The following is a 17,223-nucleotide window of genomic DNA, read 5'->3' on the forward strand; positions in this document are numbered from 1 at the left end:
CTAAAATTGATTTATTGTTATAGTCAATAATGATACAAAATAAATCACTTTAAAATAAAGCTTTATTCGTAGAAACTTATCGTTTCTAATTCTCTTTATAGATATGAAGATACCGTCAAACGGTAATCTTGCAAAAAAGATAAGGATATCTTATGCACCACGTTCAGCAGCTCATCAATGGTCAATTTGTTGATTCTAATACCAGCGAATGGATTGATATCACCGATCCCGCCACGCAAGAAGTTATCGCTAAAGTCCCTCAAACCACTGATGATGAAATCAATCAAGCCGTCGCTGCCGCTCAGAAAGCCTTTCAGACGTGGCGCAAAACGCCAATTACTACTCGTGCGCGTATCTTCTTGAAGTATCAAGCACTCATACGCGATCATATGGATGAGCTGGCAGAAATCCTGACAGCAGAGCAGGGCAAGACTATCGCTGACGCTCGCGGTGATGTATTCCGTGGTCTAGAAGTCGTCGAACATGCCGCAGGTATTGCCAATCTGCAAATCGGCGACTTCGTTGAAAACGTCGCCTCAGGCGTAGACACTTATAGCATTTGGCAGCCACTTGGCGTCTGTGCTGGTATCACCCCGTTTAACTTCCCAGCGATGATTCCACTATGGATGTTCCCAATGGCGATTGCCACGGGTAACACATTCATTCTAAAACCTTCTGAGCAAGACCCAATGGTCACCATGCGTTTGATTGAGCTGGCAGTAGAAGCGGGTGTCCCTGAAGGTGTACTCAACGTGGTACATGGTGGCAAGGCGACGGTTGATGCCATTTGTGATCATCCAGACATCAAAGCGGTTTCGTTTGTTGGTTCTACCAACGTCGGCAAGCATGTCTACGAGCGCGCTAGTAAATCTGGCAAACGTGCCCAGTGCATGATGGGTGCCAAAAACCATGGCGTTATCCTACCTGATGCCAATAAAGAGCAAACACTCAATCAGCTAGCGGGTGCAGCCTTTGGTGCCGCCGGTCAACGTTGTATGGCATTGTCAGTCGTGGTGTTAGTCGGTGCAGCAGGTGAATGGATTGACGATATCAAAGCCAAAGCAGAAGGCTTAGTGGTCTCAGCAGGTAAAAACGACAAGGATTTAGGTCCGCTCATTTCACCAGCAGCAAAAGCGCGTGTTGAGCATCTGATTGGTACAGGGGTAGAAGAAGGGGCTAGCTTGATTCTTGATGGTCGTGGCATTACTGTCGAAGGCTATGAGAAAGGCAACTTCGTAGGACCGACTATCTTTGATAACGTCACCGCTGATATGCAAATTTATCAGCAAGAAATCTTTGGCCCTGTTCTATGTATTATGCGTGCAGCCGACCTTGATGAAGCGATTGAGCTATTGAATGCCAACCCACATGGTAATGGTACCGCTATCTTTACTCAGTCAGGCGCTGCTGCACATAAATTCCAACAAGATGTACAAGTGGGGCAAATCGGTATTAACTTGCCAATTCCTGTGCCACTACCGATGTTCTCATTCTCAGGCTCACGTGCTAGTAAGCTTGGTGATCTCGGTCCTTATGGTAAGCAGGCAGTACAGTTCTATACTCAAACTAAGACGGTCACTGCCCGCTGGTTCGATGATGAGGCAAGCCGCGGCGTGAATACCACTATTTCAATGTAATCGTTCATTCACTATGTTTGCGATATAACGTCAATCTTACTTAATATGTGCTTTACTAGTAGAGCATAATTTTGAGAATGTCGTTATGTCGCTGCTATACTGTATAAACAATATTGAACTGATGACTTACCAAACTTTCTTCACCATATTTGCTTTGCAAGCACAAGGATGATCTTATGGATTTCTCATTAACGGAAGACCAAATTGCTTTTCGCCAAACCGCTCGGCAGTTTGCCCAAAAAGAGCTAAAGCCCAATGCGGCTGAATGGGATCGTACCTCACACTTCCCAGTCGATGTGATTAAGAAATCAGGCGAGCTTGGCTTTTTGGGGCTGTATACCAACCCAGAATATGATGGTTTAGGGCTACCACGCTTAGACTCTGCCATGGTGTTTGAAGAGCTGGCATGGGGTGATACGGCAGTCGCCGCGTATATGAGTATTCATAACATGGCGGGCTGGATGATCGGTGAGTATGGTAGTGATGCCTTGTGCAAAAAGTATTTACCCAATATGGTCAGTGGTGAATGGCTTGGCAGCTATTGCTTAACTGAGCCAAACGCCGGTTCTGATGCTGCCTCATTACGCACCAAAGCTGATAAGCAAGGCGACCATTATGTACTCAATGGCGAAAAAACTTTTATCTCGGGCGCAGGCTCGACCGATGTCTTAGTGGTCATGGCACGTACAGGCGGTGCAGGGCCAAAAGGGGTTTCAGCATTTGTGGTAGACGCTGACAGCGCTGGTATTGAGTATGGTAAAAACGAGCATAAAATGGGTTGGAAAGCGCAGCCGACGCGTGCTATTAGCTTTAAAGACGTCAAAGTACCCGCTGAAAATCTCATCGGCGAGGAAGGCCAAGGTTTTCGCATTGCGATGAAAGGCTTAGATGGCGGTCGTATCAATATTGGTATCTGTGCGGTAGGTACGGCGCAGTCAGCGCTGGAGACCGCGACCAATTATGTGCAAGAGCGTAGCCAGTTTGGTAGCCCGATTGCCAGCTTACAATCGGTACAGTTTAAGCTTGCGGACATGCTTACCCAAACCATTACTGCGCGACAAATGCTGTATCTAGCGGCTAATAAAGTCGATAACAATGATGGGCAAGCTTCTACCTACTGTGCGATGGCAAAGCGTCTCTCCACTGATCTTTGTTTCGATGTTGCCAATGAGGCCTTACAGCTACATGGTGGCTATGGTTATCTAAATGAGTATCCGCTAGAGCGCCATGTACGAGACTTGCGTGTCCATCAGATTTTGGAAGGCACCAATGAGATTATGCGAGTGATTGTCTCGCGTCAGCTTATGCAGGATGATGCATTGAGTCAATTGCGTTAATCGAAGTACGCAACTATTTTATGGCAATATTTTTATCATGGTATTTTAAGTTCGCTATGGTTTTCTATGGCTCTTTTACCTAGCGTCTCACCAATAAATCGTACCAAATTCAGATAAAATAAAGGATTATTTATGACGGATTATACCAATCTCAAGTTATCGATTGACGGTCATACTGCTACCGTGACACTGAATAACCCACCAGCCCATACGTGGACGATGGACAGTCTGCCAGCGCTCAAACAGCTGGTCACTGACCTCAATGCCAATGATGATGTTTACGCCTTAATTATCCATGGCGATGGTGAGAAATTCTTTTCAGCAGGTGCGGACTTAAATAATTTCTCAGACGGTGATAAAGGCCAAGCAATCAGCATGGCCATCGCTTTTGGCGAAGCGTTTGAAGCGCTATCAGCATATCGCGGTGTGAGTATCGCGGTTATCAACGGCTATGCGATGGGCGGTGGACTTGAGTGCGCGCTGGCCTGTGATATACGTATCGCAGAAGCGCATGCACAGATGGCCTTACCAGAGACCGGCGTGGGTTTATTGCCGTGTGCAGGCGGTACGCAGAATCTGCCTTTACTGGTTGGTGAAGGCTGGGCGAAACGTATGATATTGTGCGGTGAGCGCGTCGATGCCGAGACTGCATTACGCATTGGCTTAGTCGAGGAAGTCACGGCAAAAGGTGGCGGTTTACTAGCGGCGCAAGCATTAGCGCAAAAAGTCGCTAAGCAATCTCCTGTTGCCGTCACTTATTCTAAACAGCTTATCCAAGCCGCAAGAAATACTCCGCCCGCACAAAACCTTATCCATGAGCGCGAAGCATTTGTTAAGTTGTTCGATACCAACGATCAGCGCGAAGGCGTACAAGCATTCTTAGAAAAGCGTAAACCCACTTGGCAAAATAAATAGGCCAAATTAAATCAGACTTAGCGCTAATATTTTTCCTTTTAATTTTTAGGTTACTTTTATGACAGCAGCTACGACAGCGACGGACGATATTAATAATCAAAAAGCCGTAGAAAAAAATACACAAGAAGCGCCGGTATTGTTCAATACTGAGCCGACAGATTGTGGCCACCTCATTGGGATAATGACACTAAATACGCCCAAATCTCTCAACGCGCTCAGTGTTGAGATGTGTCAGTTGTTAGCCCAGCAGCTAGAGCAGTGGCAAAGTGACGATCAGATAGTGGCATTGGTATTAAAAGGGGCAGGTGACAAGGCGTTTTGTGCTGGTGGTGATATCCGTAAGCTGTATGACAGTATGTCTACCAGTGCGCCACTGCCGAACCCTTATGCGACAGAGTTTTTTGGTCATGAGTATCGTCTTTATCGGCAGATGCATTTTTATTCAAAGCCTTTAATCCTCTGGGGCGACGGTATTATTATGGGTGGCGGCATGGGTTTGATGGCTGGCTGTAGTCATCGTTTGGTCACCGAGCGCACCCGCTTTGCCATGCCAGAAGTGACTATTGGACTGTTCCCTGACGCCTCTGGCAGTTGGTTTTTACAGCGTATGCCGGCAAAAACGGGTTTATTTTTAGGGCTAACAGGTGCGATGTGTAATGGCAATGATGCCCTATTATCTAATCTTGCAGAGTATGCCGTTGCCAGTAGTGATTATGATGCCATCATACAAAGCTTAAAACAGAGCGATTGGCAAGTGGCAGCAGGTAGCACCGATAAATGTCGCAACAATAGCGCTCATAGTATCGTTAGCCGTGCATTGGCAGCGCAACCAGTAGCCGAATTGCCTGCTAGCAAATTAGCGACATATTGGCATCCTATCCAGCAGTTGATGAACAGCGGCGGACTGGGCGATATCGATGCACTTCTACAGAGCGATGAAGCGCTAGCAAAGCTAAACTCAGACTTTGCAGCAGACAGCTGGACGCAGCGGGCAGCAGACACATATCGTCAAGGTTGCCCAGTTACCGCCGCTTTAACCTATGCGCTGTATCATAAAGTCACGGACTTATCGCTAGAACAAGTTCTGTATTTAGAGGCCAACGTAGCCGTACATTGTGCGGCCAATCCTGACTTTAAAGAAGGCGTACGTGCGCTATTAATTGATAAAGACCGCAATCCACAATGGTCGCGTTCATTAGCAGACTGCCTAAGCACCGAAGGGCAGGAATATATACATCAGCACTTTGTGAATCCTTATGCTAAAGGCGAGCATCCGTTAGGCGATTGGTTGGGTGATGAAGCCTTAGGCAGCCAGCTTGTGCGCTAAGAGCTTGTAAGCTCATTATAAGAATCAGGTATAAACTAAAAAACGTAAAACTATGTGTAGCACTGTCTGCATAAGCAATCATCAAGGAGCGATGAGATGGGTACAAAGGATTCAGATTTAAGCAATAAAGAGTCAAACAATACTGCCAAGCCAAATATAGCCTTTATTGGGCTTGGCAATATGGGCGCACCGATGGCAGAGAACTTATTAAAGGCAGGTTATATGCTCTCTGTCTATGATTTGTCTGAAGACGCTACCCAGCGCTTGCAACAAGCAGGTGCCAGTGTGGCTGCTAGCCCTAAAGATGCTGCGAGCAATGCACAAGTCGTCATTAGCATGTTGCCTGCGGGCAAGCACGTCCATTCTGTCTATTTAGGTAATGATGGAGATAACGGCTTACTAGCAGAATTGCCCAAAGGTACATTGGTTATTGATAGCAGTACCATCGCGGCAGCTGATGCAAGATTGGTAGCAGAGGCTGCAAGTAAGCTTGGTATCGACTTTTTAGATGCGCCAGTCTCCGGCGGTACGGGCGGCGCCATCGCTGGTAGTTTAACCTTTATCGTCGGTGGTAGCGCTGATGCGTTTGCCAAAGCTGAGCCGATACTAGCTGTTATGGGCAAAAACATCTTTCATGCAGGCGAGCACGGTGCTGGACAAGTCGCGAAAATCTGTAACAACATGCTGTTAGGCATTCTAATGGCGGGAACGGCAGAAGCAATTAACTTAGGGGTTAAGAACGGCCTTGACCCTAAAGTGCTATCAGATATTATGCTACAAAGCTCAGGTCGCAATTGGACATTAGAGGTCTATAACCCTTATCCGCAAGTAATGGAGAACGTGCCATCTAGCAATGGTTATCAAGGCGGCTTTATGAGTAAGCTCATGCAAAAAGATCTCAACCTTGCGATGCAAACGGCTAAGGATACGGATGTTGAAACCCCAATGGGAGCCAAAGCGACGGAGCTTTATGAAGCTCATGCGCTAGAAAACGGCGATAAGGACTTTTCTAGTATTATGGCGCGTCATGATAGCTCAGTACTATCTTAATGCTCTAAATGATTAAGTCTCTTAAGCAGTTTTGAATACTGTGGTTTAATGAAGTATTAAAAGACTGTTCTTGATAGTGCGACTAAGAAAAGTATAAAAATAGCCCTGCCCTGAAAGGCTGATGCTAAAATCACCCCAAACGTTGTTGTAAACCTAGCTAAGGTCTCGACATTATCGTCGGTTTACGCCTAGTTTGGGACGATTTTAGCAATCAGCAGTCCTAATATTTGAATGTTCAACAGACCCTAAGTTCATCTATCTATTACCTTCAATTTTGTAGCTCGTATACCAGCGTCTGAATATCCTTCGCCGCTGCCTGCAAACGCGGCACGTGTGTCATTAGCTCATCTAATGACACGCGGATGGTTGGGGCGTGAATATATAAGGAAGCCAAATAGCGTGACTTTTTATCCAACACAGGCACCGATACCGCTACCATCTCTGAAATAAACTCTTCATTATCGATACCAATACCTGTTTCAGCGATACGATCAAGCTCGGCATTTAGAGTATCAACGTCAGTGATCGTATTTTTGGTGAATTTGTCTAGCGGCAGTCCTTGGAGGATTTTGTTGCGACTGGTGGTGGACAATTGACTCAGGTACAGCTTACCTGTAGCGGTACACCACATCGGTGATTTTGCGCCCACTGGTAGATAAATCTGTAATGGCAGCGACGTTTGAGCGCGGTTGGTATAGAGCATATCCATGTGATAGGGAATAGCAATACCACAAGTTTCTTTGATCTCATCAACTAACTTGTGCAAGATCAGCTGTCGTTCATTAAAAAACTGGCGCTGTTGCCAGAGCTCGACACTTAGGTTGCGGACCCGCTTACCGGGTATAATACCGCCACCGATATCAACGGTCACAAACCCTTCATCAACCAAGTTCTGAATTAGTCGATGGATGGTGGGTTTTGGGATATTTAGCTCTTGCGACAGTTCAAGTGGAGAAAGAGGTTTGGAGGCATAGGACACCGCTTCGATAATCTCTAACACACGGGTAATCGACGATACTTTAGGCATAAAAATGGCTCAATAATAAAAAATAATAAGGCAGAGAACGTCAAAACGTTTTAATCGATGAGTCAAATACTGGTAAAGCTAAGACACGACTGAATAACTCTCTAATTTAGCATAATATCAGTCTCAGACAAGCAATAGTCGCACTATGTAGTCAATCCGCTATAAAAGAGTGACAGCCTTTACCCAACTTGAAGTATGATTGCTAATTCTGCACTCGGTTGCCTTTACTCTCTTTTAAATGGAATCAACCATAATTAGTTGAATTATTATTTAAACATAGGCTTGTCGTATGATTCCTGCTCAAAATGGTCTTAGGCCAAAAGCTGCAGGATAAGCAATAAAAGATACGTCAACTCACAAATCACAACAAACTGTAGTAATAAGCCATATAACTACTATTGAATTAGTTTCATGGCTCGTCCATCATAATGACATATTTTGTAATACCATTACATGAACATTAAGCCATTTAGTATTCGTGTCTGTGCTCTTAAGTTACTTTGAGAGCGTTGTGTAACTGGAAGCCGAAGTTTTGCTGGTTAGTGTAGTAATTATTACAATTTCTATGCAATCTTTACATAATGGCAAATAAAAAGCGCGTTTATAGGGGTGACTTTTTGAGCCAAAATTGTTTTAATCTGCTCAACAAAATGATGGTTTAAAAAAAGCTGAATTATCATTTTTTATGGGCGAGTTATTTCACACTTTAGGAGAGTAATTATGAAATTTATTAAACTATCTGCAATCTCTGCCGCTATTCTAGCGTCAACTGCGGCTTTAGCTGCTGAACCTGTTATCGTTGTTGACGAAGCTGATGCTGTTGTATACGAAGCTGAGCCTGTTGCAGTTGCCTATGAAGCTGAGCCTGTTGCTGTCGCTTATCAAGCTGAACCTGCTTATGCATACAATGCCGACGCTGGCATAGTTCGTAACACGACTGGCGCAGTTTTTGGTGGTACTAAAACTTTCTTCCAAACCGCTGTTAACCCAGCCGCTGTTAGCGCTGAAGTGGGTACTTTAGGTTATGGTGCGAACATTGCTTGGTCAATGAACGAAAAAACTGAACTACAAGCTGGTTGGGCAGGCGGTGATGTAGCTGACCTATTCGGCGGTGATTTTGATGCAAATGATGTTAATTATGAAGTTGATTCAGACTTCAGCAACCCGTACCTTGGCGTTCAATACCGTCCTGCAGCTAACTGGTTCACTATGGGTGCTGGTGTTATTGTTCCTGACAACGATATCGATGTAACTGCTAATGCTAATGGTGGTGGTGAAAACAGCTATTACCAAATTAACGATGTTAAGTATAGTGCAGATGATGTAGGTACTCTACAAGGTACGTTGGAACACCGTAACAAGCTAGCTCCTTATGCTACTATTGGTTTCCGTCCTAACATCGGCAACAACTGGGGTGTATTCGGCGAAATCGGTGCAGCATACATGGGTAAAACTGATGCGACTGTTAATGCAAAAAACCCAGAAAAACTAGTAGGCATTTCTAATGGTGTTAATAATGTACCTTCTGGTTTAAATGCTGGCCAAGTTGCAAATCTTGCTGAGCAAGAACTTGAAGATAAAGATTGGTTAGAGTGGTTCCCAATTGTTAAACTTGGTGCAACTTACCGTTTCTAATCTAATCGCAGTCTAAGCACTGTATTTAGAGTAAGTAAAAAAGGCGGCCTTCGGGTCGTCTTTTTTTGTTTGCATTAAAGCGGTAATCAGTAAAGTATTATCCAAGTAGGTGAATAATCTGGGCTATCTAAAAAATAACGACAGTTTGCTGCGACGATAAAACCGCAATGTGATAGTCAGTCTTATCATCACCAGTGATAACGAAAGATGATTTCTCACTCATTTTGTCAACCAAGCTGGGCAGTAAATAAGAGTAATCCATTCCCAGTCCTTGCGCCAATTTATACTGACGAATTTTGATAAAGCTTTCTTTTATTTGCCAAAAAAGCTTAGTCATGGTGCGGTTCTCGCTTGCTGATAAGGTCTGTAAGGCAGCGATCTCATTAATATGATAAAAACGCTGTGCCACGTTCTGTGCCACCTCATTGGTTTCTATATCGATACCTACAGCGTGACATCGACTGATGGCCACTGCAATTTTATTATTAGAAGATTTATGGTTAGCATGCCGAAAGTCTGTATCACTATCTGTATGCCTATCGTTTTTATAACCTGCACCCGTATGGCTAAAACATACGTAATATTTACTGTTCATCAGTCGATACGGGAAGTCGGATTCATCTAAGGTATCAGTGATTGCTAACTTATTGAGCAATGCTTTTAACAGTAGCCGAACGCCTTTGCGTTGTTGCTGACGTTGATTGTAAGCGATATCCCGCACAGACAAATGACTTTGCGAGGTATAATGCTGCCAGTTAGCATCATGTAGCTGATGAAAATTCATATCCGGTATATTAAAAACGGATAAACATGCCGATTTACGCTTTGTTTCTCTAAGGTATAAAGAAAGAGATTCGCTCACCTCTGCGGTAGCGCACCATGTCATCGGGTCAAGCTGAGTATATTTAACGTCTATTAACTGCAATTTTTGCATCATTATTATTCATTTTGTGCTTTTTGATATCCGCTATCTTAACTGACTGAAATGCAAAAAGCCCAGCAATATTGATATTACTGGGCTTTGATAAAGCGTATAAAGCTTTATGGATTATTGGCAGTTTACTTGATTTTAGTAAGACAACTCAGCACGGCGGTTTTGTGCATAGGCGTCTTCAGTATTGCCAGCTGCCGCAGGACGCTCTTCGCCATAGCTGATGACACGAATGTTATTTACAGCAACACCTTGAGCAGCAAGATAGTCACGTGCTGCTTGGGCACGGCGCTCACCAAGGGCGATATTGTATTCACGGCTACCGCGTTCATCAGTATGACCGGCGATCACGACACCAGCGGCTGGGTTTGAGCTTAACAAGCCTGCGTGTTGGTTCAACACACTGGCTGCTTGTGAGGTGATTTCACTGCTATCAAAGCCAAAGTAAACAACCGCTTGTAGGTTTTCAGCACCAGTAATAACGGCGTTTGAATTGTCTACAATAACAGCACCATTGTAGCCAGCTTGACCACCTGGGATACCTAGTGGTGCAACCACGACTTCAGAGGTAGCACGCTTGGTTGCACAACCTGTGGTAATGGCAACGGCGCTTGATAATACAGCGAGGACAGCGATCTTAGAGAAACTGATTGACATGACGAGCTCCTAAAATTTTAATTAGATTTGTTGTTTTAAACTGCTTACGATAAAACTTAGGCAATTACTATCTATCATATACTAAATGTTACTTTATGTAAGTAGTATTACTGTAAATAATCTGCAAATTACATAAGGTCTTTCATACTATTCAAACAACACGCGAATTTTTACCAACGATGTTTGCCCCAGTTTTCAGGATTGGCCCAATAATCTGCATTGAGCCAGTTTGGTAATTGCTTATAATCGTACAAATTAAATTGCCATAATGTTGGTAATGAGGCGTCTGGTAGGGAGTCATCTATAGCACTGCTGCCAGTTACTTTCACAGACGGTTCGTCTAAAATATCAAATGGCGTAAAGCCATAAGCTTTTAGGTCTATGGAGCTATCAAGTGCAATCAGTAGATGCGCGGCATAAAGATCGCGATAGCGCATGAGCAATGGAATATATTGTGGTAATAGCTCTGCTGATAAAGTGGGTAGCCAAAAGCAGGCGAGCTCATAACGTTCTGATAATTGCTGTTGCGTAAGTTCTGATAACGTTGATAAATGCATTTTTCCATTTTCATCAGCGTATTTTTTCAGTGTTGGCTGTAGGGCTAAACGCTCAGTTTTATCTTGCACCACCCACAGCAAATCAGAGCTATCATTGATTTGATCAGCAGTGGTTTGTTCATTCGTGTCTGGCGACTTCACTTGTGTTGCTAATGATGGTAATAGCACATCAATATAATCTATTAAGAGTGGTAGGGTAATAGTTGCGCGATTAGCAGATTGTGTTGTCATTAATAAACCATTGATTGTTGGTGAGCTGTGTCTCTATTAAATCATTTTCATGGCGACTATCCAATGGATGATTGACGCTTTTGATATTTGCCTCGGATGATAGGCGTAATAATCTTGAGGGTTGCTCTTGAAATCTGCTGGTTTAGGTCAATGTAGCTAAATGTCGCTATCATTCTAATGATCATAAAAATTGTGCATAATTGACGTCCCGCCCTAATGTGATTTACCCAAATTTTTACTATAAATAATAATAGGAATCCCTATGTCTACTGCTGAAACTGATGCTCAAATTATCAACCCTGAAATGCCAGATGTGCCGCCGCATGCACCGAGTAAGATCAACTTAAAAGATTATAAAAAACCAAGCTTTGATGTAGAAACGGTTGATTTAGATATTAAGCTATTTGAAGAATATGCTCAGGTAGACAGTACCCTGAAGATGGTGCGCCAAACCGCTGGGAACATTGTATTATTTGGTGAAGAGTTGGAACTGCTGGCTATTACCATGAATGGTCGTAAGTTATCAGATGCAGATTATCAGCAACAAGCCGGTAAACTTACCATCACTGCTACACCTGATGAGCTTGAGGAAATCACTTTAGAGATTCAAGTACGTATTTGTCCGCAGACCAATACCGCCCTTGAAGGGCTTTACATGGCAGGTAGCGGTGACGATACCATGTTTGTGACTCAATGCGAGCCAGAAGGCTTTCGCAAGATTACTTTTTATCCAGATCGCCCCGATGTACTCGCGATATTCACCACCCGTCTTGAGGCCGATAAGCGCTATCCGACGTTACTAGCCAATGGTAATTTGGTTGAAGCAGGCGAGGTCGCAGATGCGCCAGACCGTCACTATGCGATCTGGCACGATCCGACCAATAAGCCAAGCTATCTGTTTGCCTGTGTCGTCGCTGACTTAGATGTATTGACGGATTCTTATACCACTAGCGAAGGTCGAGACGTTTTACTAGAAATATACGCCAAGTCTGCCGATATCGATAAGTGTGATGTCGGTATGCAAGCCCTAAAAGATTCGATGAAATGGGATGAGGTTAATTATGGCCGCGCTTATGATTTAGACCGCTATATGATTGTCGCCGTTAGTCAGTTTAATATGGGCGCAATGGAAAACAAGGGTCTGAATATCTTTAATACCGCTTGTGTGTTGTCTAGCCCTGAGACCACAACGGACTCGCGTAGCTTTAGTGTGAAAGCTATCATCGCGCACGAGTACTTCCATAACTGGACAGGCAATCGCATCACGTGCCGTGATTGGTTCCAGTTGTGCTTAAAAGAAGGCTTTACTGTTTACCGCGATCAATCTTTTTCAGCCGATCAACAGTCAAGTGCCGTACAGCGTATTGATGATGTCGCGACTTTGCGTGCCCATCAGTTTGCTGAGGACGCAGGGCCGCTTGCACATCCTGTACGCCCTGAAAGTTTCGTCGAGATTAATAACTTTTACACGACGACCGTCTATGAAAAAGGCGCTGAAATCGTCCGTATGATTGCGAATACCTTGGGGGCAGATAACTTCCGTAAAGGTACGGATGAGTATTTCCGTCGTTACGATGGGCAAGCAGTTACCGTTGAGGACTTCTTGTCTGCGCTTAGTATTACTGATGATAAAATTGAAGATTTTATTGATTGGTATCGTCAACCTGGTACGCCAGTGGTGTCTGGTCACCAAGATTACGATAGCACCACGCAAACGTTAACCATTACTTTAAGTCAGCAAACCCGTCATGTTAGTGGTTTTGATGCGCCTAAACCTTTACCTATTCCCGTAGCGACCGCACTATTTGACCAAGATTCTGGTGCTATCGTCGCCGAGCGTATGCTGCTACTCGATCAAGCCGCGCAAACCTTTACCTTTGAAAATGTGACTAGCGAACCAGTAGTATCATTGCTGCGTGACTTTAGTGCGCCAGTACAGCTTAATTATGACTATCAAGATGAAGATTTGGCATTCTTACTCAAGCATGAAACCAACGGCTTTAACCGCTGGCAAGTGACGCAAATGCTGGTCAATCGCATCTTGCTGCAAGGCCAAGGCGAGAAGAGCAACCCTGAAGTGTACCTACAAGCATTAGCGCAGACCTTGCCCGTGCTCGCAGCTGACGATGCGATGTTGGCGGCGCGTTTGCTTGATATTCCATCAGCGCAAGAGTTGGCTTCTGCTATTGCTGAAGATTATGATCCAGAGTTGGTCAAAGCGCAGCGTGAAGGCTTATATCAGCAAGTGGCAGAGATGCTAAAAGACCAATGGGCAGTACTTTATAAGCAGCTGCCCATGCAGTCTTATGAAGATAGCGCCGCCGCTCGTGGTACTCGTGCCTTGCGCAATGTGATATTAGACATGGCATTGACGGCTAACGTTGATGGTGCCAATGAATGGGCACAGCAGCAGTATGACAATGCCAGCTGTATGACGGAACGTTTTGGTGCATTAAAAGTGATGGTTAATCATCAATTGGCAGATGCGGATGCCTATTTGGCGGACTTTTATCAACGTTTCCAAGCAAATGACTTGGTTATCGATTTATGGTTTAGTGTGCAAGCATCAGCTGATACGGTCACTACTGAGGCTATCCAATCGTTGCTCACTCATACTGATTTTGATTGGAATACGCCCAATCGTGTGCGCTCAGTGATTAGCACTTTTACCTCGCAGCCGACCGTCTTATGGACGGCAGAGGGTTTAGATATCTATATTGCTGTGATTAAAAAGTTGGATGATGCTAATCCTGTCTTAGCATCGCGCTTGTTGCAGGTGCTGGCGCGCTGGAATACCTTGGCTGAGCCACGTCGTCAGATGGCGCATGATAAGCTGTTAGATTTGCAGCAAGCCGTGTCTTCTAAACACGTGCTCGAAAGCTTAACGAGCGTACTAGGCGAAGCAAGTGAGTAGGACGGTTAGCTTAAGGCCTGTCCTCAAATTTATAAGCTGAAGTATAAAAAAAGCCCGTTTGACATTAATTATGTCAAACGGGCTTTTTGCTGAGTGGCCTAATAACGATTCATTATGACCAATCGCTATTAACGGTTAGGCAATACATCTTTTACCATGTCACGTAGATTGTATAGCGCAGTGACTGTGCTATCCCAATCTAAGCAACCATCGGTGATAGACTTGCCATACTCAAGCTGGCTCAAGTCAGCAGTTAGCTTTTGACTGCCGCCTTTAAGATGACTCTCAACCATCATGCCGATGATGGATTTGTTACCGTTTTGGATTTGCTCGGCGACGTTATTAATAACCATCGGCTGCAAGTACGGGTCTTTACCTGAGTTAGCATGGCTTGAGTCAATCATAATCTTGCTGTTGGTTTTGCCTTTTGCTAGCTCATTTTCCACTTGCGCAACAGCAGTTTCATCATAGTTAGGCTTGCCATTACCACCGCGTAGTACCACGTGTGCGTAAGGGTTGCCTTTAGATTTGATGATAGAGACTTTGCCATCTGATGATAACCCTAAGAAGCTATGACCTTCTTTAACCGCTTGCATGGCGTTAACGGCGACTGTCATACCGCCGTCCGTACCGTTTTTGAAACCAACTGGGCATGATAAGCCCGAGCTCATTTCGCGATGCGTTTGGCTCTCAGTGGTACGTGCGCCGATTGCTGACCAGCTGATTAAATCCTGCATGTACTGCGGGGTATTTGGATCCAACGCTTCAGTCGCGCAAGGTAAGCCTTTCTCATTCAAATCAAGCAATAGCTTACGAGCGGTACGCAGACCTTTTTCAATATCGAAGCTGTCATTCATGTCAGGGTCGTTGATCATACCCTTCCAGCCGACCGTGGTACGCGGTTTTTCAAAATAAACGCGCATCACAACGAATATGCTGTCTTCGATCTCTTTTGCCAATGCAGCTAAGCGATCGGCATATTCGTGAGCGGCTTTGATATCGTGGATAGAGCAAGGACCGATGACCACAAACAGACGCTTATCTTTACCATCCAAAATATCTTGGATCGTATTACGCCCTTTTAGGACGGTTTTATAGGCTTCGTCTGATAAAGGTAGCTCAGTTTTTAGCTCAGCGGGGGTGATCAAGGGAATGAATTTTTCAATATTCACGTCATCAATATCTGCATTATGGGTAGCTGGTGTTGTCATGATTATATATCGTCTAGCTGATTTATAGGAATAATCATTATGAGGACAAAAGTGCTGGTTGACAAGGGCAGTCGCGCAGTTAATTGGCTGATAACTGGAATGTGCAAACCAAAACTTCGTTATACTTAACAACACTCAGCCCTAAACTGGGATTTTTAAACATCAGCTTACTGCGCATTTTTTTGCGTATAAAAGCTTCTTTTGGTGTTTATCAGCCAACTATGCTGGACTTTTATAAGCTAATTTCGCTATTTGTACCATGGTGACGTATGATGACAACATAAATGATATAACGCTACAATAGTAGTGAGGCAAGCGCTTGCAGCCATTAGCGCGGTGTTACTCACTCGGTGTGCTATATTTTATAATAATGCTATTTTTGTTCATAATAATTGTACCCATTGTCATTCTTCATATTGAGAGCTTGTTATGACCGATTCTGCTACTTCCCATAAACATACTGACTTTATTGATCAGACAGATACCAATCAGCAGATGCCTGAATTTAAGACGGCACCACTGGTTATTGGTATTGTCGCAGGTGAGGTGTCAGGTGACAGTTTGGGGGCAGATTTTATGCAGCAGATGAATAACCTGCGTGATGATATCGTTTGGGTAGGCGTTGGTGGTACTAAGATGCAAGCGCAAGGATTGCAAAGTATTTTTCCACTAGAACGTCTGGCAGTGATGGGCTTGGTGGAAATCATGGCGCAATTGCCTGACTTACTTAAAGCGCGCCGCGAGTTATTGAGCGCCTTCAAAATCGCTGATATCAATTGGTTTATCGGCATTGATGCGCCTGATTTTAATCTACGAGTCGCCAAAAAGTTAAAGCCAAAAGGCGTGTTTTGTGTACAGTACGTTAGCCCCTCTATTTGGGCATGGCGCGAGTCGCGTATTCATAATATTAAAGCAGCGACCGACCTTGTACTCTGTCTATTTCCGTTTGAGCTGCCAGTATATGAGCGCCACAATCATCCAGCGATATGTGTGGGTCATCCTTTGTTACGTACTATTGATCAGACCTTGATAGAGACGCCTATCAATCAGAGGCGCAGTGAGTTGGTCTGGCACAACGATGGTTTGCAGCAGTTTTTTATCGAGCGGTTCGATGATGTCAGCCAGCTTATTTGTGTGATGCCAGGCTCTCGGCGCGGGGAGATAACGGCTATTTTACCTCTTATGCTGGATGGTATTCAAAAGTTAATATTACTAGATCCGAAGCTGTGTTTTATCATTCCAACGGTCGATCAAAACCATCAGTATATCGTCCAAGATGTCATTGATCGACGATCAGAGCAATTGCGTGCCGCTATCGTGGTGGTCTATGACGACAGCCAGCCAGCGTTTAGTCAGCAGGCTATGGCTGCCTCGGATCTGGTGATGCTAGCATCTGGCACGGCAACCCTTGAGGCGATGCTGCTTGAGCGCCCAATGGTGGTGGTGTATCAATTAAATCAGCTGACCTATCAGATTGCCAAGCGTCTGGTCAAAGTCCCTTATGTGGCACTGCCCAATATTTTAGCCGACACCGCCATCGTCCCTGAGCTGATACAGGAGCAGGCGAGTGGTGATAATATTTGCCGCACCGTCATGCGTCTGTTGCAACCGCGTGCTTATGCAGAACAATTAAAAGCGCTTGTCGCTACCAAGCAGCTATTGCAGCAGCAAAGCAATCATGAGCTTGCTAATAGCGTGATTGATCAATGGTTTATGCAAAACCAGCATAAATCCTAAAGGATAATTGCGCATCATTTATCTTTAACACCCAAATCAATAAGACCACAAAAAATC

Annotated in this window: 13 protein-coding genes; 8 read left to right on the forward strand and 5 right to left on the reverse strand. The window is 44.5% G+C overall.

Going from position 1 to position 17,223, the window contains the following annotated elements; translation table 11 throughout:
- Positions 1–152: 152 nt before the first annotated feature.
- The 5 genes from AAEY79_RS02170 to mmsB all read left to right on the forward strand — a co-directional run bounded on the left by AAEY79_RS02170 (position 153) and on the right by mmsB (position 6,266).
- A complete protein-coding gene (locus AAEY79_RS02170) occupies positions 153–1,637 on the forward strand; it encodes a CoA-acylating methylmalonate-semialdehyde dehydrogenase (protein WP_201567332.1) in 1,485 nt (494 codons plus the stop codon).
- Positions 1,638–1,813: 176 nt separating this feature from the next.
- The gene (locus AAEY79_RS02175) at positions 1,814–2,974 is read left to right on the forward strand and encodes an acyl-CoA dehydrogenase family protein (RefSeq protein WP_201567341.1); all 1,161 of its coding nucleotides are present in this window, start codon (positions 1,814–1,816) and stop codon (positions 2,972–2,974) included.
- 132 nt (positions 2,975–3,106) lie between these two features.
- Positions 3,107–3,889 (forward strand): enoyl-CoA hydratase, encoded by a 783-nt coding sequence (locus tag AAEY79_RS02180; protein WP_201567343.1) that lies wholly within the window; start codon positions 3,107–3,109, stop codon positions 3,887–3,889.
- Between the two features lie 58 nt (positions 3,890–3,947).
- On the forward strand, positions 3,948–5,216 hold the full coding sequence (locus tag AAEY79_RS02185) for an enoyl-CoA hydratase/isomerase family protein (RefSeq protein WP_227692077.1): 1,269 nt from the start codon (positions 3,948–3,950) through the stop codon (positions 5,214–5,216).
- A 96-nt stretch (positions 5,217–5,312) separates the two neighbouring features.
- Positions 5,313–6,266: a 3-hydroxyisobutyrate dehydrogenase gene (mmsB, locus tag AAEY79_RS02190; RefSeq protein ID WP_350587842.1), complete on the forward strand. Its 954-nt coding sequence runs from the start codon at positions 5,313–5,315 to the stop codon at positions 6,264–6,266.
- 268 nt (positions 6,267–6,534) lie between these two features.
- Here the strand turns inward: mmsB and AAEY79_RS02195 are convergent, their stop codons facing one another.
- A complete protein-coding gene (locus AAEY79_RS02195; protein ID WP_025650650.1) occupies positions 6,535–7,293 on the reverse strand; it encodes an IclR family transcriptional regulator in 759 nt (252 codons plus the stop codon).
- A gap of 720 nt (positions 7,294–8,013) precedes the next feature.
- Here AAEY79_RS02195 and AAEY79_RS02200 point away from each other — a divergent pair.
- Entirely contained in the window at positions 8,014–8,928 is a 915-nt protein-coding gene (locus tag AAEY79_RS02200; protein ID WP_025650649.1) for a hypothetical protein, read from the forward strand.
- 127 nt (positions 8,929–9,055) lie between these two features.
- Here AAEY79_RS02200 and AAEY79_RS02205 read toward each other — a convergent pair whose 3' ends face one another.
- From AAEY79_RS02205 to AAEY79_RS02215, 3 genes are all read right to left on the reverse strand, one after another.
- On the reverse strand, positions 9,056–9,865 hold the full coding sequence (locus AAEY79_RS02205) for a 4'-phosphopantetheinyl transferase superfamily protein (RefSeq protein ID WP_352287073.1): 810 nt from the start codon (positions 9,863–9,865) through the stop codon (positions 9,056–9,058).
- 132 nt (positions 9,866–9,997) lie between these two features.
- Complete coding sequence (pal, locus tag AAEY79_RS02210) at positions 9,998–10,516, reverse strand: peptidoglycan-associated lipoprotein Pal (RefSeq protein WP_025650635.1); 519 nt, start codon at positions 10,514–10,516, stop codon at positions 9,998–10,000.
- A gap of 170 nt (positions 10,517–10,686) precedes the next feature.
- The gene (locus tag AAEY79_RS02215; RefSeq protein WP_201576291.1) at positions 10,687–11,304 is read right to left on the reverse strand and encodes a DUF6231 family protein; all 618 of its coding nucleotides are present in this window, start codon (positions 11,302–11,304) and stop codon (positions 10,687–10,689) included.
- Positions 11,305–11,608: 304 nt separating this feature from the next.
- On the opposite strand from AAEY79_RS02215, the gene pepN reads away from it, so the two are divergent.
- Positions 11,609–14,218 (forward strand): aminopeptidase N, encoded by a 2,610-nt coding sequence (gene pepN, locus AAEY79_RS02220; protein ID WP_352287175.1) that lies wholly within the window; start codon positions 11,609–11,611, stop codon positions 14,216–14,218.
- A gap of 128 nt (positions 14,219–14,346) precedes the next feature.
- Here the strand turns inward: pepN and AAEY79_RS02225 are convergent, their stop codons facing one another.
- Positions 14,347–15,429 (reverse strand): 3-deoxy-7-phosphoheptulonate synthase, encoded by a 1,083-nt coding sequence (locus AAEY79_RS02225; protein WP_025650632.1) that lies wholly within the window; start codon positions 15,427–15,429, stop codon positions 14,347–14,349.
- Positions 15,430–15,924: 495 nt separating this feature from the next.
- Here AAEY79_RS02225 and lpxB point away from each other — a divergent pair, with 495 nt between their 5' ends.
- A complete protein-coding gene (gene lpxB, locus AAEY79_RS02230) occupies positions 15,925–17,166 on the forward strand; it encodes a lipid-A-disaccharide synthase (protein ID WP_201567380.1) in 1,242 nt (413 codons plus the stop codon).
- The last annotated feature ends 57 nt before the right edge of the window (positions 17,167–17,223 follow it).

This window comes from Psychrobacter sp. GW64-MNA-CIBAN-0177, assembly GCF_040309585.1.
Lineage (GTDB): Bacteria > Pseudomonadota > Gammaproteobacteria > Pseudomonadales > Moraxellaceae > Psychrobacter > Psychrobacter okhotskensis.